This window comes from Streptomyces sp. FIT100, assembly GCF_024584805.1.
GTDB lineage: Bacteria > Actinomycetota > Actinomycetes > Streptomycetales > Streptomycetaceae > Streptomyces.
In genome coordinates, this window is sequence record NZ_CP075715.1 from 1,092,652 (window position 1) to 1,111,165 (window position 18,514).

Genomic DNA, 18,514 nt, shown 5'->3' on the forward strand with positions numbered 1-18,514 from the left:
GAGGAGGGGGACACCGTTTCCGGTGTCCCCCTCGTGGGCTGCTAGTCGCGGGCCGCGGTCAGGTGTTCCGCATGTTCCTGGAGTGAGCGCACGCCCACGCCGCCGTGGTTGAGCGCGTCGATGCCCTGGACGGCGGCGGCGAGCGCCTGGACCGTCGTCAGGCAGGGGACGCCGCGCGCGACGGCCGCCGTGCGGATGTCGTAGCCGTCGAGACGGCCGCCGGTGCCGTACGGGGTGTTGACGATGAGGTCGACCTGGCCGTCGTGGATGAGCTGGACGATGGTCTTCTCGCCGTTCGGGCCCTCGCCCTCGGACTGCTTGCGCACGATCGTGGCGTTGATGCCGTTGCGCTTGAGGACCTCGGCGGTGCCGGAGGTGGCGAGGAGTTCGAAGCCGTGGGCGACGAGCTCACGCGCGGGGAAGATCATCGAGCGCTTGTCGCGGTTGGCGACGGAGATGAAGGCGCGTCCCTTGGTGGGCAGCGGGCCGTAGGCGCCTGCCTGGGACTTGGCGTAGGCCGTGCCGAAGACCGAGTCGATGCCCATGACCTCGCCGGTGGAGCGCATCTCCGGGCCGAGGATGGTGTCGACGCCCCGGCCGTGGATGTCGCGGAAGCGGCTCCACGGCATGACGGCCTCCTTGACGGAGATCGGCGCGTCCATGGGGAGCGTGCCGCCGTCGCCGTCCGCGGGCAGCAGGCCCTCTTCGCGCAGTTCGGCGATGGTGGCGCCGAGCGAGATGCGGGCGGCCGCCTTGGCGAGCGGCACGGCCGTCGCCTTGGAGGTGAACGGGACGGTGCGGGAGGCGCGCGGGTTGGCCTCCAGGACGTAGAGGATGTCCCCGGCCATGGCGAACTGGATGTTGATCAGTCCGCGGACCCCGACGCCGCGGGCGATTGCCTCGGTGGAGGCGCGCAGCCGCTTGATGTCGAAGCCGCCGAGGGTGATCGGGGGGAGGGCGCAGGCCGAGTCGCCGGAGTGGATGCCGGCCTCCTCGATGTGCTCCATGACGCCGCCGAGGTAGAGCTCGGTGCCGTCGTAGAGGGCGTCGACGTCGATCTCGATGGCGTCGTCGAGGAAGCGGTCGACGAGGACCGGCCGGTCGGGGCCGATCTCGGTGGACTCGGCGATGTAGGTCTGCAGGCGGGTCTCGTCGTAGACGATCTCCATGCCGCGGCCGCCGAGCACGTAGGACGGGCGTACGAGGACGGGGTAGCCGATCTCGTCGGCGATGGCCTTGGCCTCGGAGAAGGTGGTCGCGGTGCCGTGCTTGGGCGCCGGGAGCCCGGCGTCGGCGAGGACGCGGCCGAAGGCGCCGCGGTCCTCGGCGGCGTGGATGGCCTCCGGGGACGTGCCGACGATCGGCACGCCGTTGTCCTTCAGCGCCTGCGACAGGCCCAGCGGGGTCTGGCCGCCGAGCTGGACGACGACACCGGCGACCGGGCCGGCGAGCGTCTCGGCGTGGACGATCTCCAGGACGTCCTCCAGGGTGAGCGGCTCGAAGTAGAGCCGGTCGGAGGTGTCGTAGTCGGTGGAGACGGTCTCGGGGTTGCAGTTGACCATCACGGTCTCGTAGCCCGCGTCGCTGAGCGCGAAGGAGGCGTGGACGCAGGAGTAGTCGAACTCGATGCCCTGGCCGATGCGGTTGGGTCCGGAGCCGAGGATGATCACGGCGGGCTTCTCGCGCGGCGCGACCTCGTTCTCCTCGTCGTAGGAGGAGTAGAAGTACGGGGTCTTCGCGGCGAATTCGGCGGCGCAGGTGTCGACCGTCTTGTAGACGGGGCGGATGCCCAGGGCGTGCCGGACCTCGCGGACGACCTCCTCGCGCAGACCGCGGACCGCGGCGATCTGGGCGTCGGAGAAGCCGTGCCGCTTGGCCTCGCCGAGCAGCTCGGGGTCGAGCTCCTCGGCCTCGGCCAGCTCGTCGGCGAGCTCCTTGATGAGGAAGAGCTGGTCGACGAACCACGGGTCGATCTTCGTGGCGTCGAAGATCTCCTGCGGGGTGGCTCCGGCGCGGATGGCCTGCATCACGGTGTTGATCCGGCCGTCGGTGGGACGGACCGATTCACCCAGCAGATCGTCCTTGTCGCCGACGGGGCCGGTGAAGTCGAACTGCGAGCCCTTCTTCTCCAGGGAGCGCAGCGCCTTCTGGAGCGCCTCCGTGAAGTTCCGGCCGATGGCCATGGCCTCGCCCACCGACTTCATGGTGGTCGTCAGGGTCGAGTCGGCCTGCGGGAACTTCTCGAAGGCGAACCGCGGGGCCTTGACGACCACGTAGTCGAGCGTGGGCTCGAAGGACGCGGGCGTCTCCTCCGTGATGTCGTTGGGGATCTCGTCCAGTGTGTAGCCGACCGCGAGCCGGGCCGCGATCTTCGCGATCGGGAAACCGGTCGCCTTGGACGCCAGGGCCGAGGAGCGGGAGACCCGCGGGTTCATCTCGATGACGATGATCCGGCCGTCGTCGGGGTTGACCGCGAACTGGATGTTGCAGCCGCCGGTGTCCACGCCGACCTCGCGGATGACCGCGATGCCGATGTCGCGCAGGATCTGGTACTCGCGGTCGGTCAGCGTCATCGCCGGCGCGACGGTGATCGAGTCACCGGTGTGCACGCCCATCGGGTCGAAGTTCTCGATGGAGCAGACGACCACGACGTTGTCGTGCTTGTCGCGCATGAGCTCCAGCTCGTACTCCTTCCAGCCGAGGATGGACTCCTCCAGGAGCACCTCGGTGGTCGGCGAGAGCGTCAGGCCCTGGCCCGCGATCCGGCGCAGCTCGTCCTCGTCGTACGCGAAGCCGGAGCCCGCGCCGCCCATGGTGAACGAGGGGCGCACGACGACCGGGTAGCCCCCGAGGGTCTCCACACCCTTGAGGACGTCGTCCATGGAGTGGCAGATGACCGAGCGGGCGGACTCGCCGTGGCCGATCCTGGCCTTGACCGCCTCGACGACCGTCTTGAACTGGTCGCGGTCCTCGCCCTTGTGGATCGCCTCGACGTTGGCGCCGATCAGCTCGACGCCGTACTTGTCCAGGACACCGTTCTCGTGCAGCGAGATCGCCGTGTTGAGCGCGGTCTGGCCGCCCAGGGTGGGCAGGAGCGCGTCGGGGCGCTCCTTCGCGATGATCTTCTCGACGAAGTCGGGGGTGATCGGCTCGACGTACGTGGCGTCGGCGATCTCCGGATCGGTCATGATCGTCGCCGGGTTGGAGTTCACCAGGATGACGCGCAGGCCCTCGGACTTGAGGACCCGGCACGCCTGGGTGCCGGAGTAATCAAACTCGGCGGCCTGGCCGATGACGATCGGGCCGGAGCCGATGACCAGGACGGACTGGATATCGGTGCGCTTAGGCACGCTGGCCCTCCATCAGGGATACGAAGCGGTCGAACAGGTACGCGGCGTCGTGCGGTCCCGCTGCGGCTTCGGGGTGGTACTGGACGCTGAAGGCCGGCCGGTCGAGCAGCTGGAGGCCCTCCACCACGTTGTCGTTGAGGCAGACGTGGGAGACCTCGGCGCGGCCGTAGGGGGTCTCGGAGACCGTGTCGAGCGGGGCGTCCACGGCGAAGCCGTGGTTGTGCGCGGTGACCTCGACCTTGCCGGTCGTACGGTCCTGCACCGGCTGGTTGATGCCGCGGTGGCCGTACTTCAGCTTGTACGTGCCGAAGCCCAGGGCACGGCCCAGGATCTGGTTGCCGAAGCAGATACCGAAGAGCGGGGTCCCCCGCTCCAGCACGGCCTGCATGACGGCCACGGGGCCGTCCGCGGTGGCCGGGTCACCCGGACCGTTGGAGAAGAACACCCCGTCGGGGCCGACGGCGAACACGTCCTCGGCGCTCGCCGTGGCCGGCAGGACGTGCACCTCGATGCCGCGCTCGGCCATCCGGTGCGGGGTCATGCCCTTGATGCCCAGGTCGACCGCGGCGACGGTGAACCTCTTCTCACCGATCGCCGGCACCACGTACGTCTCCTTGGTGGCGACCTCGGCCGACAGGTCGGCGCCCGTCATCTCCGGCGACTGGCGCACCTCGGCCAGCATCGTGCCCTCGTCGGGCAGCGCGTTGCCGGAGAAGATCCCGACCCGCATGGCACCGCGCTCGCGCAGATGGCGGGTCAGCGCACGGGTGTCGATGCCGCTGATGCCGACGACGCCCTGCGCCCTGAGCTCCTCGTCCAGCGAACGCCTCGCCCGCCAGTTGGACGGCACACGGGCGGGGTCGCGCACGACGTATCCGGACACCCAGATGCGGGACGACTCCGGATCCTCGTCGTTGACGCCGGTGTTGCCGACGTGCGGGGCGGTCATCACCACGACCTGGCGGTGGTACGACGGGTCGGTCAGGGTCTCCTGGTAGCCGGTCATCCCGGTGGAGAACACGGCCTCGCCGAAGGTCGCCCCCACGGCCCCGTAGGCCCGGCCGCTGAAGGTACGGCCGTCCTCCAGGACGAGTACGGCGGGAACGCGTGTTCCCCTGGTGGAGGTCGTCATCGTGCGGCGCCTTCCGTCGTGTGCGTGTGCTGGTGGTTCTGTGCGTTGACTGCGTTGACCGCGTTGACCGCTTCGACCCAGGCGGTGTGCTCGGCCGCGTGGTCGGAGCGGAAGCCGGAGTCGAGTTCCTTGTCGCCGTGCGCCCAGGTGACGACGAGGAGTCCGCCCTCGGCGAGGACCTTGCCGGCGATGCCCTTGTCGAGGCGGGCACCGCGCAGGGCCGCGGCCGGGATGAAGAAGTCGGCCGCCCCGGGGCGCACGACGTCGATCCCGGCATCGCTGAGCGTCAGTTCGACGCGGCTGCGGGTGCCGAGACCGCGGGCGACGATCCGGTCGAGCCACTGGCCCGCCGTCGTCGAGCCGTGGTAGCGACCGCTGAGGGTGAGCAGGGGCGCACCGGGCTTCTCGGGGACCGCGGGCAGCTCGGGCAGGCCCGACTGGAGTTCGCCGCGCCACTTCCAGCCCTGGCGCATCAGCCAGTAGACGAGGGCGATGAAGGCCAGCAGTCCGGCGACCCAGCCGAGGCGGGCCGCCCAGTCGGTCACCTCCGCCGACTTCTGCCCGGTCTCCTCGGCCGCCTGAATGATGAGTGGTGTCACGCCAGCTTCCCGTCCATGAGCGTCGCCCGGCCCCGCAGGAAGGTGTGGGTGACGCGACCCGGCAGCTCGCGGCCCTCGTAGGGGGTGTTGCGGCTGCGGGAGGCGAAGCCCGCGGGGTCCACGCTTCCACGGTATGCCGGATCGAGCAGGGTGAGGTTGGCGGGCTCACCAGCCGAGACGGGGCGGCCGTGGCCCTCGGCGCGCCCGATCCTGGCGGGCGCGAAGGACATGCGGTCGGCGACGCCCTCCCAGGTCAGCAGCCCCGTCTCGACCATCGTCTGCTGCACGACGGACAGGGCGGTCTCCAGGCCGACCATGCCCATCGCGGCGGCGGCCCACTCGCAGTCCTTGTCCTCGTGCGGGTGCGGGGCGTGGTCCGTGGCGACGATGTCGATCGTGCCGTCGGCGAGGGCCTCGCGCAGCGCCATGACGTCGCGCTCGGTGCGCAGCGGCGGATTGACCTTGTAGACCGGGTTGTACGTGCGGACCAGCTCGTCGGTGAGGAGGAGGTGGTGCGGGGTGACCTCGGCGGTGACGTCGATGCCGCGGGACTTGGCCCAGCGGACGATCTCGACGGAGCCGGCGGTCGACAGGTGGCAGATGTGGACGCGGGAGCCGACGTGCTCGGCGAGGAGGACGTCGCGGGCGATGATCGACTCCTCCGCGACGGCGGGCCAGCCGCCGAGGCCCAGCTCGGCGGAGACGACGCCCTCGTTCATCTGGGCGCCCTCGGTGAGGCGGGGCTCCTGGGCGTGCTGGGCGACGACGCCGCCGAACGCCTTCACGTACTCCAGCGCGCGGCGCATGATCACGGCGTCGTCGACGCACTTGCCGTCGTCGGAGAAGACGGTGACGCCCGCGGCGGAGTCGTGCATGGCGCCGAGCTCGGCGAGCTTCTTGCCCTCAAGGCCGACGGTGACGGCGCCGATGGGCTGGACGTCGCAGTAGCCGTGCTCCTTGCCGAGGCGCCAGACCTGCTCGACCACGCCGGCGGTGTCGGCGACGGGGAAGGTGTTGGCCATGGCGAAGACGGCCGTGAAGCCGCCGCTCGCGGCGGCGCGGGTGCCGGTGAGGACGGTCTCGGAGTCCTCGCGGCCCGGCTCACGCAGATGGGTGTGCAGGTCGACCAGGCCGGGGAGCAGGATCTTGCCCTCGGCCTCGACGACGGTGGCGTCGCCGGCTTCGAGGCTTTCACCCACCTGAGCGATGGTCTCGCCGTCGATCAGGACGTCCTGCGGGTCGCCGCCGAGCACCTGCGCGCCACGAATCAGGATCTTGCTCATCTTCACTTGTTCTCCTCGGTGCGCGAGTGGGTGACGGCGGGCGCGGTGTCCGAATCGAACACAGCGCCGCCCAGAAGCAGGTAGAGCACGGCCATCCGGATGCTGACGCCGTTGGCGACCTGCTCGACGGCGGTGCAGCGGTCGGAGTCCGCGACCTCGGCGGTGATCTCCATACCGCGGTTCATCGGGCCGGGGTGCATGACGACGGCGTGCTCGGGCATCCGGGCCATCCGGTCGCCGTCCAGGCCGTAGCGGCGCGAGTACTCGCGCTCGGTCGGGAAGAAGGCGGCGTTCATCCGCTCCCGCTGCACGCGCAGCATCATCACGGCGTCGGACTTGGGCAGCACGTCGTCGAGGTCGTACGACACGTCGCACGGCCAGCTGCCGACCCCGACCGGCACCAGCGTGGGCGGGGCGACCAGGGTGACGTGGGCGCCGAGCGTGGTCAGCAGGTGCACGTTGGAGCGGGCGACGCGGCTGTGCAGGATGTCGCCCACGATGGTGATGCGGCGGCCTTCCAGGTCGCGTCCTGTGCCCGCGTCCCGGCCGACGAGGCGGCGGCGCATGGTGAAGGCGTCCAGCAGGGCCTGGGTGGGGTGCTCGTGGGTGCCGTCGCCCGCGTTGACGACCGCGCCGTCGATCCACCCCGAGTTGGCGAGGCGGTAGGGGGCGCCGGAGGCGTGGTGGCGGATGACGACGGCGTCGGCGCCCATCGCCTCCAGGGTCAGCGCGGTGTCCTTCAGGGACTCGCCCTTGGAGACCGACGACCCCTTGGCGGAGAAGTTGATGACGTCGGCGGAGAGGCGCTTGGCGGCGGCCTCGAAGGAGATCCGGGTCCGCGTGGAGTCCTCGAAGAAGAGGTTGACGACGGTGCGGCCGCGCAGGGTGGGCAGCTTCTTGATCGGCCGGTCGGCGACCCGGGCCATCTCCTCGGCGGTGTCGAGGATGAGGACGGCGTCGTCGCGGGTGAGGTCGGCGGCCGAGATGAGGTGGCGCTTCATCTGGGTGTGCTCCGGTGGGTGGCGGTGTGCGGGGCAGGGGGCGCGCAGGCGCAGGCCGTAGGGCTTCGGTCGCAGGCGCCGGTCCCGGCTTCGGACCGGGTTCCGGGTGCGGGGCCGTACGGGGTGCTACTGCTCGCCGGCCGGGGCGGTCTCACGGACGCCGAGCAGCACGGTGTCGCGACCGTCCTCCTCGGCGAGGTGGACCTTGACCGTCTCCCGCAGCGACGTCGGGAGGTTCTTGCCGACGTAGTCGGCTCGGATGGGCAGTTCGCGGTGGCCGCGGTCGACGAGGACGGCGAGCTGGACGGCTCGGGGCCGGCCGATGTCGTTCAGCGCGTCGAGGGCGGCGCGGATCGTGCGCCCGGAGAAGAGCACGTCGTCGACGAGGACGACCAGTCGGCCGTCGATGCCGTCGGCCGGGATGTCCGTGCGCGCGAGGGCGCGGGCCGGACGGAGCCGCAGGTCGTCGCGGTACATGGTGATGTCGAGAGAACCGACGGGGACGGCGCGGCCAGTGATCTCGGCGAGCTTGTCGCCGAGCCTGCGGGCAAGATGGATTCCGCGCGTCGGGATGCCGAGGAGCACCACGTCTTCGGCGCCCTTGGCGCGCTCGACGATCTCGTGGGCGATGCGGGTCAGTACCCGCGCGATGTCGGGGCCCTCAAGAACGGGGCGTGCGACATCGGAGTTGTGCGTGTCCATAAGAAACGGACCTCCTTCTCCGCCTCACGGGACGGACCTTAAAGGACGTCGGATTTGCGCCGTCAACACTATCAGGGTCTCGTCCGGCCTCCGGCCGTCCCTCTCGGGAGGGGCGTACGGACCATTCGGCTTGACGCGGCCAAGTAACGCTGCGTAACCTCACAGTGAGTGACCAGCCGCGCGGCCGAGCCGCACGTCGATACAGTGTCCGGGGAGCTATATGTCCAGCGAATACGCAAAACAGCTCGGGGCCAAGCTCCGCGCCATCCGTACCCAGCAGGGGCTCTCGCTCCACGGGGTGGAGGAGAAGTCCCAGGGCCGCTGGAAGGCCGTCGTCGTCGGGTCGTACGAGCGCGGTGACCGCGCCGTCACCGTGCAGCGACTGGCCGAGCTGGCCGACTTCTACGGCGTCCCGGTGCAGGAGCTCCTTCCTGGCACCACGCCCGGGGGCGCGGCCGAGCCGCCGCCGAAGCTCGTTCTGGACCTGGAGCGCCTCGCCCACGTCCCCGCGGAGAAGGCCGGCCCGCTGCAGCGCTATGCGGCGACGATCCAGTCGCAGCGCGGTGACTACAACGGCAAGGTGCTCTCGATCCGCCAGGACGACCTGCGCACGCTCGCGGTCATCTACGACCAGTCGCCCTCGGTCCTCACCGAGCAGCTGATCAGCTGGGGCGTCCTGGACGCGGACGCGCGCCGAGCGGTCGCCCACGAGGAGGGCTGACGCCCTCTCCCACACCAGCAGAAACGTGCCGCCGGGCCGGGGGAAGCGCTGCTTCGCCCGGCCCGCGGCCGTTTCTCCGCCGCCCACGCCGCTGCACTGCGCGGGCCCGGGTCCGGCGGCGACCGCGTTCTTCCCTCATGCCCCGCATGCCGAAGGCCCGCAGCGCAAGCGCTGCGGGCCTTCGTCGGCTCGGCCGTGGAGGGACGCCTCGGGTCACGCCTCGCGGCGCAGGCTCGGCTTCAGGTCCTTGAGACGGGCAAGCATGCCGTTCACGAAGGACGGCGAGTCGTCCGTGGAGAACTCCTTCGCCAGCTGCACCGCCTCGTCGATCACCACCGCGTCCGGGGTCTCGTCCACCCACACCAGTTCGTAGGCGCCCAGACGCAGGATGTTCCGGTCGACGACCGGCATCCGGTCGAGCGTCCAGCCGACCGCGTACGTGGAGATGAGCTCGTCGATCCGGTCCGCGTGCCCCGCGTACCCCTCGACCAGCTCCATCGTGTACTCGCTGACCGGCGGCTGACGGTCGTCGGACCGCGAGTGCCGGATCCAGTCCGCGAGGACCTCCCGCACGGAGGCACCGCGCTGGTCGGCCTCGAACAGGATCTGGAAGGCACGCTTGCGGGCCTTGTTGCGGGCAGCCACGGTTAGCCGTTCACCCGGCCGAGGTAGTCGCCGGAACGGGTGTCGACCTTGATCTTCTCACCGGTGGTGATGAAGAGCGGGACCTGGATGATGTAGCCGGTCTCCAGGGTGGCGGGCTTGGTGCCACCGGTGGAGCGGTCGCCCTGGACGCCGGGCTCGGTCTCCTGGATGACCAGCTCGACGGCGGCCGGGAGCTCGACGTAGAGCACCTCGCCCTCGTGCGTGGCGACGGTGGCGGTGAAGCCCTCGATGAGGAAGTTCGCGGCGTCGCCGACGGCCGTGCGCGACACGAGCAGCTGGTCGTACGTCTGCATGTCCATGAAGACGAAGTACTCGCCGTCCATGTACGAGAACTGCATGTCGCGGCGGTCGACGGTGGCCGTCTCGACCTTCACACCGGCGTTGAACGTCTTGTCGACGATCTTGCCGGACAGCACGTTCTTGAGCTTGGTGCGCACGAAGGCCGGGCCCTTGCCGGGCTTGACGTGCTGGAACTCGACGACGGACCACAGCTGGTCGTTGTCGAGCTTGAGCACCATGCCGTTCTTGAGGTCGTTCGTGGAAGCCACGGTTGCGGAATCTCCTGGACTGACGCTGATGGACGACCGAGGAGATGCGAAGGTACGCGCTGCCAGCTCGGCTAGAGCGCGAGCAGCTCCTTGGTCGTGATGGTGAGTAGCTCGGGTCCGCCGTCCGCCTCCTGGCGTACGACGAGCGTGTCATCGATCCGGACCCCGCCCCGGCCAGGGAGGTGAACCCCCGGTTCGACGGTGACCGGCACACAAGCGTCCAGTTTACCCATGGCCGCAGGTGCCAGCTGAGGGTCCTCGTCGATTTCGAGCCCGACACCGTGCCCGGTGGAGGGTGCGAGGCCCTCGCCGTGGCCCGCCGCGTTCAGCACCTGGCGGGCCGCGCGGTCCACGTCGCGGTACTCGGCGCCGGGGGCGAGCGCCTCACGGCCGGCCCGCTGAGCGGCGAAGACCAGCTCGTACAGGTCGATCTGCCAGTCGGCGGGCGTCGTGCCGATGACGAAGGTGCGGCCGATCTCGCAGCGGTATCCGCGGTAGTTGGCGCCGAGGCAGACGGTGAGGAAGTCGCCCTCCTCCACGCGCCGGTCGGAGGGGCGGTGGCCGCCGAGTCCGGCGTTGGGTCCGGTGGCGACGGAGGTGGGGAAGGCGGCGCCGTCGGCACCGTGGTCGACGAGCCGGCGCTCCAGCTCCAGGGCGAGGTGCCGCTCGGTGCGGCCGACGAGGATGGATTCGAGCAGCTCGCCGAGGGCCTGGTCGGCGATCTCGGCGGCGATGCGGATACAGGCGATCTCGTCCTCGTCCTTGACCATCCGCTGCTGCTCGATGGCGCCGCCGAGGTCGGCGAGGCCGAGCCGGGGCGCGACGGAGCCCAGCGCGCGATGTCGGGCGACGGTGAGGTGGTGCTCCTCGACGGCGAGGGAGTCGGCCCCGGCCACCCCGGCGATCTGGGCGGCGGCCACGGCGGGGTCGCCCCCGTGGCTGGGCAGGACCGTCTGGCGCAGCGCCTCGTCGAGGCGGCCGTCCACGGGGTCGCCGTTGGGGGTGCACGGGCAGACGAGCGTGTCGGCGGCGGAGCCTCCTGGCCCCAGCAGCAGCACGGCTCCCGGGGGTGCTCCCCCGGCGAGATACCGGACATTGGCGGGCCGCGACACCAGCGCAGCGGCGGTCCCGGCGGCCGCGAACCGGTCTCGCAACCTCGCACGGCGAGCAGCGAACACCTCGGACATGGCAACGAGCCTACGAGCGCGGCGTGGATTCGGCCGGTCGAGCGCGTCCGAGCGGGGTGCGGGTCGCCGGCGGCCTGCCCCGGCGACCCGGCCTACCAGGCCGGAGGGCTCGTGAGGGCGCGCGCGAGGACGTCGTCGAGGATGCGGGCCGTCGTCTCGACGTCGTACTTGGAGTTGTCGATGATCGGGAGGCCCGAGCCGTACCAGCCGGCCATCCGGCCGTGGATGCCGGCGACCTCCTCGTCGGAGAGGCGCCGGTTGCCGCTGCGTTCGGCGTTGCGTTCGAGGACGATCTCAAGGCCGGGCAGAAGGACGACGGGCAGCAGGCCGGGGCCCACGTGGCGCTTCCAGCCGCCGAGGCCGACGACGGGGCGGTCGGGGAAGACGGCGTCGTCGAGGATGCAGGAGATGCCGTTGGCCAGGAAGTTGCGCGCGGCGAAGCCGCAGGTGCGGCGGGCGAGGCGGTACTGGGCCTCGGACTGGTCGTTCCAGCCGGACTGGGGGTCGGCGAAGCCGGAGCAGACCCATTCGCGGACGTCGTCGAGGCTGACGTGGGCGGTGGGGACTCGGCGGCTGCTCGCCCAGTGGCGGGCCACGGTGGTCTTGCCCGCGCCTGCCGGGCCTATCAGCAGCACGGCGAGGGTGGCGGAGCCCGTACCGCTCTCGGCGGGCGGCGCGGTGGGTATCGGCAGCGGGACGGGGCCGCCAGGAGGCAGTTGCACATGCCCCGTCGTGTCGGGCGAGGGGGGCATGGGCGTTTGATGCGGGCCCTGCGGCGGCACGGGAGCCTGATGCGGGCCCGACTGCGGCACCGGCGCCTGGTGGTGCGGGCCCGGCGGCACGGGAGCCTGATGCGGGCCCGACGGAGGCACCGGCGTCTGATGCGGGCCGGGGCCGGCCCAGCCCTGCGGGGGCGGCGGGCCCGGCTGTCCGGAGTGCTGCGCCTCCCATGCGGCGGCGCCCGGTCCGTTGGGCGGCAGCGGAGCCCCTCCTGCGTGCTGCATCCGGTGCCACTCCGTCTCGTACGACGACTTCCTGCTGGTCGGGCGGCAGTTGACCGGCCCTTGTCGAACGGTACCCTCCCCGGCCGCCACTGGTGCAACGGCCGGGGCCGGAACGGAGTGCCCGTCCCGGGCCTGTTCAGCCGGTGAGTTCCTCGGCCAGCGCCCGCAGGGCCAGGCGGTACGAGCCGATCCCGAAGCCCGCGACCGTTCCGGTGGCGACCGCAGCGACCACCGAAGTGTGGCGGAACTCCTCGCGCGTGTACGGATTCGAGATGTGCACCTCGATGAGCGGCGCGGTCCGCTGGGCGGCCGCGTCGCGCATGGCGTACGAGTAGTGCGTGAACGCACCGGGGTTGAGAACGACCGGAATTGAACCGTCCGCCGCCTCGTGGAGCCAGCGGATCAGCTCGCCCTCGTCGTTCGTCTCCCGCACGTCGACGTCGAGGCCGAGCTCCTTGCCCAGGGTGCGGCAGGCGTCGACCAGACCGGCGTAGGACGTGGAGCCGTAGACGTCGGGCTCGCGCGAGCCGAGGCGCCCGAGGTTGGGCCCGTTCAGCACGAGGACGCGGCGACCGCTCATGCCGACACCTCGCCGAACGCCGCCAGCAGCACCGCCGGGTCGGGACCCTCCAGCACGGTCGGCTTGGCGAGTCCGTCGAGGACGATGAAGCGCAGCAGGTTGCCGCGGGACTTCTTGTCGACCTTCATGGTCTCCAGCAGCTTGGGCCACTGGTCGCCGCGGTACGTCAGCGGCAGCCCGACCGATTCCAGGACCGTGCGGTGCCGGTCGGCGGTGGCGTCGTCCAACCGTCCGGCGAGACGCCCGAGTTCGGCCGCGAAGACCATGCCGACGGAGACGGCGGCGCCATGCCGCCACTTGTAGCGCTCGTTCTTCTCGATGGCGTGCGCCAGCGTGTGCCCGTAGTTGAGGATCTCCCGCAGGCCCGACTCCTTGAGGTCGCTGGAGACGACCTCGGCCTTGACCCGGATGGAGCGCTCGATCAGCTCGGCGGTGTGCGGCCCCGTCGGCGTGCGGGCTCCCTCCGGGTCCGCCTCGACGAGGTCGAGGATGGCCGGGTCGGCGATGAAGCCGGCCTTGATGACCTCGGCCATACCGCTGACGTAGTCGTGGACGGGGAGGGAGTCCAGCGCGCCGAGGTCGCACAGGACTCCGGCCGGCGGGTGGAAGGCGCCGACGAGGTTCTTGCCCTCGGCGGTGTTGATGCCGGTCTTGCCGCCGACGGCCGCGTCGACCATGGCGAGGACGGTCGTCGGCACGGCGATCCAGCGCACCCCCCGCAGCCACGACGCCGCGACGAAGCCGGCCAGGTCGGTGGTCGCCCCTCCGCCGACGCCCACGATGACGTCGGTACGGGTGAAGCCGGTCTGGCCGAGCGCCTTCCAGCAGTACGCCGCGACCTCCGCGGTCTTGGCCTCCTCGGCGTTCGGCACCTGGATGGCGACGGCCTCGTAGCCCTGGCCGGCGAGGTCCTCGCGGACCGCCTCACCGGTCCCGGCGAGCGCCTCGGGGTGGATGACGGCGACGCGCTGGGCCCTCGTACCGATCAGACCGGGGAGCTCGCCGAGCAGCTGCCGGCCGACGAGCACCTCGTAGGGGTCGGTGCCCGCGGTGCCGCCGACCTGGATACGGGTGACTGCCTGCTCGGTCATGGTCTCTTCCTGGCCGGGGGTCCGGGGGTCGTCCCCCGGGACATGCAGTTCTTCGAGTGCGTCGAGGACCGCCTGGGCGACCTCTTCGGGGGTGCGGTCGTCGGTGGCGACGACGGCCCGGGCGGCGTCGGTGTAGAGGTGGCGGCGGGCCTCCATCAGCTCGCGCCACTGGCGGCGCGGGTTGACGGCGAGCAGCGGACGGGCGGTGTTCAGGCCGACGCGGCGCACGGCCTCCTCGACGTCCATCGAGAGATAGACGACGGGCAGCCCGGACAGCAGCTCGCGGGTGCCCTCGTCGAGGATCGCACCGCCCCCGAGGGCCAGTACGCCGGTGTGCTCGGCCACGGCGGTCCGTACGGCGGCGCGCTCCAGCTCGCGGAAGTGCGCCTCGCCGTCCTCGATGAAGATGTCGGAGATCTCGCGGCCCTCGGCGGCGACGATGTCGGCGTCGGTGTCCCGGTAGACGGTGCCGAGGCGCTCGGCGAGGAGGGCGCCGACGGTGGACTTCCCGACGCCCATCGGCCCGATCAGTACGACGCGTGGACCGTTCACCGGATGGCCAGGTTGTCGAGGTACGACTGCACGTTGCGCCGGGTCTCCTCGACACTGTCGCCGCCGAACTTCTCGGCGACGGCGTCGGCGAGGACGAGCGCGACCATGGCCTCGGCGACGATGCCGGCGGCCGGCACGGCGCAGACGTCGGAGCGCTGGTGGTGCGCGGCGACGGCCTCACCGGTGACGACGTCGACGGTCCGCAGCGCCCGGGGCACGGTCGCGATGGGCTTCATCGCGGCCCGTACGCGCAGCAGCTCACCGGTGGTGAGGCCGCCCTCGGTGCCGCCGGAGCGGCCGGAGGTGCGCTTGATGCCGTCCTCGGTCGCGACGATCTCGTCGTGCGCCTTGGAGCCGGGCACCCGGGCGAGATCGAAGCCGTCGCCGACCTCGACGCCCTTGATGGCCTGGATGCCCATGAGGGCGGCGGCCAGCCGGGCGTCCAGGCGGCGGTCCCAGTGGACGTGCGAGCCGAGGCCGACGGGGACTCCGTAGGCGAGGACCTCGACGACGCCGCCGAGGGTGTCGCCGTCCCTGTGGGCCTGGTCGATCTCGGCGACCATCGCCTTCGAGGCGTCGGTGTCGAAGCAGCGGACCGGGTCGGCGTCGAGCTTCTCGACGTCGGCCGGGGTCGGGAGGACGCCGTAGGGGGCCTTGGCGGCGGCGAGCTCGACGACGTGGGAGACGATCTCGATGCCGGCGGTCTCCTTGAGGTAGGAGCGGGCGACGGCGCCGAGAGCGACGCGGGCCGCGGTCTCCCGGGCGCTGGCGCGCTCCAGGACCGGGCGGGCCTCGTCGAAGCCGTACTTCTGCATGCCGGCGAGGTCGGCGTGGCCGGGGCGGGGACGGGTCAGCGGGGCGTTGCGGGCCAGTTCGGCGAGCTCGGCCGGGTCGACCGGGTCGGCCGCCATGACCTTCTCCCACTTGGGCCACTCGGTGTTGCCGACCATGATCGCGACGGGTGAGCCCATGGTGAGGCCGTGCCGCACACCACCCAGGAAGGTGATCTCGTCACGCTCGAACTTCATGCGCGCACCGCGTCCATAGCCGAGGCGCCGCCGGGCGAGGTGGTCCGCCACCATGTCCGTGGTGACCGGGACACCGGCGGGAAGACCCTCCAGCGTCGCCACCAGTGCGGGTCCGTGCGACTCCCCCGCGGTCAGCCAGCGCAACCTGCTCAACGGTGCTCCTCTTGCTCGCGCCTGGAACTGCGACGGCGCGACCGGGTGCGCGGCCCCGGTCCGCCTCCCTCGATCCTCCCACGTCCGGGGGCGTCCTCTGATCGCCGGTCCAGCTGTCGGACGGCGGAGCCCTCCGACGGGCCGGTGCCGCCACCGGTCCGTGAGGCGCGCACGACGGCGAGCAGCCGCCGGATCCCCACCGTCACGAGGGCCAGCAGCAGGAGCGCGAGGAGGAGGTCCTCCAGCCAGTCGGGCAGGAGGTGCAGCAACGTCCTGAAGAGCGCCTTGCCGATGTCGCCGCCCCAGTCGGCGGCGAGCGGCAGCCCGGCCGCGGCCGGGCTCACCGTTCGGACAGGGCCTGCTCGCCGGCGGCGCGCATCGCGGCCAGCGGGGCCGGGGTGACGCCGGTCATCTGTTCCACCTGGAGCACCGCCTGGTGCACCAGCAGGTCGAGGCCGCCCACGACGGCCCCGCCCTCCTCGGCCCAGGCCGCCGCCAGCGGGGTCGGCCAGGGGTCGTAGAGCACGTCGAAGAGGGTGCCGGGGCGCTCGGGGACGTACGGGACGAGGGCGTCCGTGGCCCCGGCCGGGGTGGTGGCGACGACCAGCGGGGCGTCGAAGGCATGGCCCGCCTCGGCCCAGTCGGCGGTGTGCACCTCGACGCCGAGCCGCTCGCCCCAGCCGCGCATCTCGTTGGCACGGGTGTGCGTGCGTACGTACGCGGTGACCGGGCCGGTGCAGATCCGGGAGAGGGCGGCGAGCGCCGAGGAGGCGGTCGCGCCGGCGCCGAGGACGGCCGCGTACTCGACCTTCTCGACGCCGCGCTCGCGCAGTGCGGCGACCATCCCGGGGATGTCCGTGTTGTCGCCGGTGCGGCGGCCGTCCTCGCCGATGACGACGGTGTTGACGGCCTCGACGGCGGCCGCCGTATCGCTGATGCCGTCGAGCAGCGGGATGACCGCCCGCTTGAGCGGCATGGTCAGCGACAGTCCGGCGAAGGCGGGGTCCAGCCGCTCCAGGAAGGCGGGCAGCTCCGTCTCGTCCACCTCGAAGCGCTCGTACGACCAGGTGCCGAGGCCGAGCGCCGCATAGGCGGCCCGGTGCAGGACCGGGGAGAGCGAGTGCGCGATGGGCGATCCGAGGACCGCTGCCCGGCGCACCTCAGTCGATGCCCTGCTGTGCATTGAACTTGTCCTTCAGTTCCTGGAACTGGGCGTGTGTCTTGGCGAATTCGGTGCGGTGCTTTCCGTCGGTCGCCACGAAATACATCCAGCCGTCCTTGGTCGGACTCATGGACGCGTTCAGCGCCACGGCGCCGGGATTGCCGATGGGCCCGGGGGTGAGGCCCTTCCGCGTATACGTGTTGTACGGGTCCTTGTTGCTGTTGATCTCGGACTCGCTGATCTCGATTTCGCTCTCGCCGCGCAGGTAATTGAAGGCGGAGTCGAACTGGAGCAGCTGGTTGGTTTCCGTGTTGGTGGGCTTGAGGCGGTTGTAGACCACCTCGGCCATCTTCCGGTAGTCGTCCTTCGTCTTGCCCTCGGCCTGCACCAGGCTGGCGACCGTGACCAGCTCCCAAGGACCTTCCAGGCCAAGGGACTTGGCCTTGCCCACCACGTTGGCCTTGGTGTACTCCTCGTTGGCACGGGTGACCATGCCGGCGAGGACGTCCTCGGGCTTGGCGCCCTTCTTGACGGGATAGCTGGCCGGGAAGAGGAATCCTTCGAGCGGGTCCTTGACCTCGGGGTGACCGGTGGCCCATTCCGGCAGGCCGAGGTCCTCCGCCTGGTCCTCCGCGACCTTCTTGGTGGTGCCAGCGTCGAGTCCGAGCTTGGTGTCGATCTGTTCGTAGATCCAGGCGTTCCGCTTGCCTTCGGGAATGATCAGGGAATTGCGGCTCTGCGTGCCGAGCAGCAGCTCTACCGCACTGGCGGCGGACATTTCCTTCTTCAGGTCGTAGACGCCCGCCTGGATCTTGTCCCCGTTGGGGTTCCGCAGCTGTGCGGCGACGAAGGCGTCGACGCTCTTCACGACGCCGGCGTCCTTGAGGAGATTGCCGATGGCGGCACCGGTCGCACCCTGGGGGATCTCGACCTGGACGCTGCCGCTGCCCTGCCCCGCGAAGTCGGGGGCCGCGCCGAACTTGTCCTGCCAGAACTGGTATCCGACATATCCGGCGCCACCGACGCCGCCCGCGAGGACCACGGCGACGATGAGGCAGGCCATGCCGCTGCGGCCCTTCTTCTGCTTCTTGGGCCTGCCGCGGCCGTCGCGGCCCCCGCCGCCCCGGGCGGCCTCGGGCTCGTCGTCGTACCCGTCGCTGTCGCCGCCGTCGCCGTCGGCGCCGGTGAAGAACGGGTGGTTCTCCTCCTCCGGCTCCGCGTCCCAGTCGGTCGCCGGCTCGGGCTCGCGGCGACGGCCGCGCTGCTCACCCGGTGCGGCCCGGTGGCCGGGCGGCTGGGGCGGCGGATAGGCGTCGGGGGTGCCGTAGAGGTCGGGTGTCTGGCCGCCGTAGGGGGCGCCGGGACCGGGGTCGTACGGCATCACGGGCTGCTGGCCGGTGTCCCAGCCGCCGGTGGCGTACTGCTGGCCGGTGTCCCAGCTGCCGGTGGCGTACTGCTGCTCGCCGTACTGCTGCTGGGGCGCGTAGTGCGGGTCGGCGTACTGCTGCGGGTGGCCCTGGCCGCCGTACTGCTGCTGGTTCGGGTCCTGGTAGTCGCCGCCGTACTGCTGCTGCGGGGGCTGCTGCGGCTGGTACTGCTGGGCACCGTAGGGCGCGGCGGGGCCGGGCTGACCCTGCTGGCCTCTCCATCCCTGGTCCCCGTAGAGCGGGTCCTCGGGATGCCACGGTTCGGAGCCGGGGCTCCGGCCATACTCAGTCATCGATCCCCAAACAGCCGCGAGGGGTCCGGACGGTC

General features: G+C 71.3%; 17 protein-coding genes. 1 reads left to right on the forward strand and 16 read right to left on the reverse strand.

What is annotated here, in order from left to right:
* Positions 1–41 precede the first annotated feature (41 nt).
* The 6 genes from carB to pyrR all read right to left on the reverse strand — a co-directional run bounded on the left by carB (position 42) and on the right by pyrR (position 8,067).
* Positions 42–3,350 (reverse strand): carbamoyl-phosphate synthase large subunit, encoded by a 3,309-nt coding sequence (gene carB, locus KK483_RS04650; RefSeq protein WP_262003934.1) that lies wholly within the window; start codon positions 3,348–3,350, stop codon positions 42–44.
* Positions 3,343–4,482: a glutamine-hydrolyzing carbamoyl-phosphate synthase small subunit gene (gene carA / locus KK483_RS04655; RefSeq protein ID WP_262003935.1), complete on the reverse strand. Its 1,140-nt coding sequence runs from the start codon at positions 4,480–4,482 to the stop codon at positions 3,343–3,345. Before carA ends, carB begins: the two co-directional genes overlap by 8 nt.
* Entirely contained in the window at positions 4,479–5,081 is a 603-nt protein-coding gene (locus KK483_RS04660; RefSeq protein ID WP_262003936.1) for a hypothetical protein, read from the reverse strand. The genes carA and KK483_RS04660 overlap by 4 nt, the downstream gene beginning before the upstream one ends.
* Entirely contained in the window at positions 5,078–6,364 is a 1,287-nt protein-coding gene (locus KK483_RS04665; protein WP_262003937.1) for a dihydroorotase, read from the reverse strand. The genes KK483_RS04660 and KK483_RS04665 overlap by 4 nt, the downstream gene beginning before the upstream one ends.
* Before the next feature lie 2 nt (positions 6,365–6,366).
* Positions 6,367–7,365 (reverse strand): aspartate carbamoyltransferase catalytic subunit, encoded by a 999-nt coding sequence (locus tag KK483_RS04670; protein WP_262003938.1) that lies wholly within the window; start codon positions 7,363–7,365, stop codon positions 6,367–6,369.
* Positions 7,366–7,491: 126 nt separating this feature from the next.
* On the reverse strand, positions 7,492–8,067 hold the full coding sequence (gene pyrR / locus KK483_RS04675) for a bifunctional pyr operon transcriptional regulator/uracil phosphoribosyltransferase PyrR (protein ID WP_262003939.1): 576 nt from the start codon (positions 8,065–8,067) through the stop codon (positions 7,492–7,494).
* A gap of 220 nt (positions 8,068–8,287) precedes the next feature.
* On the opposite strand from pyrR, the gene bldD reads away from it, so the two are divergent.
* Complete coding sequence (gene bldD / locus KK483_RS04680) at positions 8,288–8,788, forward strand: transcriptional regulator BldD (RefSeq protein ID WP_017945577.1); 501 nt, start codon at positions 8,288–8,290, stop codon at positions 8,786–8,788.
* A gap of 213 nt (positions 8,789–9,001) precedes the next feature.
* Here bldD and nusB read toward each other — a convergent pair whose 3' ends face one another.
* From nusB to mltG, 10 genes are all read right to left on the reverse strand, one after another.
* Entirely contained in the window at positions 9,002–9,433 is a 432-nt protein-coding gene (nusB, locus tag KK483_RS04685; RefSeq protein WP_262003940.1) for a transcription antitermination factor NusB, read from the reverse strand.
* A gap of 2 nt (positions 9,434–9,435) precedes the next feature.
* Entirely contained in the window at positions 9,436–10,002 is a 567-nt protein-coding gene (gene efp / locus KK483_RS04690; RefSeq protein ID WP_262003941.1) for an elongation factor P, read from the reverse strand.
* 71 nt (positions 10,003–10,073) lie between these two features.
* Positions 10,074–11,189, reverse strand: a complete 1,116-nt coding sequence (locus KK483_RS04695) for an aminopeptidase P family protein (protein ID WP_262003942.1) — start codon at positions 11,187–11,189, stop codon at positions 10,074–10,076.
* Between the two features lie 92 nt (positions 11,190–11,281).
* A complete protein-coding gene (locus KK483_RS04700; protein WP_262003943.1) occupies positions 11,282–12,193 on the reverse strand; it encodes a Pro-rich N-terminal domain-containing protein in 912 nt (303 codons plus the stop codon).
* A gap of 136 nt (positions 12,194–12,329) precedes the next feature.
* On the reverse strand, positions 12,330–12,773 hold the full coding sequence (gene aroQ / locus KK483_RS04705) for a type II 3-dehydroquinate dehydratase (protein ID WP_262003944.1): 444 nt from the start codon (positions 12,771–12,773) through the stop codon (positions 12,330–12,332).
* A complete protein-coding gene (aroB, locus tag KK483_RS04710; protein ID WP_262003945.1) occupies positions 12,770–14,416 on the reverse strand; it encodes a 3-dehydroquinate synthase in 1,647 nt (548 codons plus the stop codon). Before aroB ends, aroQ begins: the two co-directional genes overlap by 4 nt.
* Positions 14,413–15,597: a chorismate synthase gene (aroC, locus tag KK483_RS04715; protein ID WP_262003946.1), complete on the reverse strand. Its 1,185-nt coding sequence runs from the start codon at positions 15,595–15,597 to the stop codon at positions 14,413–14,415. Before aroC ends, aroB begins: the two co-directional genes overlap by 4 nt.
* Positions 15,594–15,941, reverse strand: a complete 348-nt coding sequence (locus KK483_RS04720; protein ID WP_262003947.1) for a hypothetical protein — start codon at positions 15,939–15,941, stop codon at positions 15,594–15,596. The genes aroC and KK483_RS04720 overlap by 4 nt, the downstream gene beginning before the upstream one ends.
* Positions 15,938–16,780: a shikimate dehydrogenase gene (locus KK483_RS04725; protein ID WP_262003948.1), complete on the reverse strand. Its 843-nt coding sequence runs from the start codon at positions 16,778–16,780 to the stop codon at positions 15,938–15,940. The genes KK483_RS04720 and KK483_RS04725 overlap by 4 nt, the downstream gene beginning before the upstream one ends.
* Positions 16,758–18,479, reverse strand: a complete 1,722-nt coding sequence (gene mltG, locus KK483_RS04730; protein ID WP_262003949.1) for an endolytic transglycosylase MltG — start codon at positions 18,477–18,479, stop codon at positions 16,758–16,760. Before mltG ends, KK483_RS04725 begins: the two co-directional genes overlap by 23 nt.
* Positions 18,480–18,514: the final 35 nt, after the last annotated feature.

Bases quoted from the DNA above. Each gene is read 5' to 3' on its own strand.
- carA (WP_262003935.1), bottom strand. From the start codon at position 4,482: ATGACGACCTCCACCAGGGGAACACGCGTTCCCGCCGTACTCGTCCTG.
- KK483_RS04665 (WP_262003937.1), bottom strand. From the start codon at position 6,364: ATGAGCAAGATCCTGATTCGTGGCGCGCAGGTGCTCGGCGGCGACCCG.
- KK483_RS04670 (WP_262003938.1), bottom strand. From the start codon at position 7,365: ATGAAGCGCCACCTCATCTCGGCCGCCGACCTCACCCGCGACGACGCC.
- pyrR (WP_262003939.1), bottom strand. From the start codon at position 8,067: ATGGACACGCACAACTCCGATGTCGCACGCCCCGTTCTTGAGGGCCCC.
- bldD (WP_017945577.1), top strand. From the start codon at position 8,288: ATGTCCAGCGAATACGCAAAACAGCTCGGGGCCAAGCTCCGCGCCATC.
- KK483_RS04695 (WP_262003942.1), bottom strand. From the start codon at position 11,189: ATGTCCGAGGTGTTCGCTGCTCGCCGTGCGAGGTTGCGAGACCGGTTC.
- KK483_RS04700 (WP_262003943.1), bottom strand. From the start codon at position 12,193: ATGCAGCACGCAGGAGGGGCTCCGCTGCCGCCCAACGGACCGGGCGCC.
- aroQ (WP_262003944.1), bottom strand. From the start codon at position 12,773: ATGAGCGGTCGCCGCGTCCTCGTGCTGAACGGGCCCAACCTCGGGCGC.
- KK483_RS04725 (WP_262003948.1), bottom strand. From the start codon at position 16,780: ATGCACAGCAGGGCATCGACTGAGGTGCGCCGGGCAGCGGTCCTCGGA.
- mltG (WP_262003949.1), bottom strand. From the start codon at position 18,479: ATGACTGAGTATGGCCGGAGCCCCGGCTCCGAACCGTGGCATCCCGAG.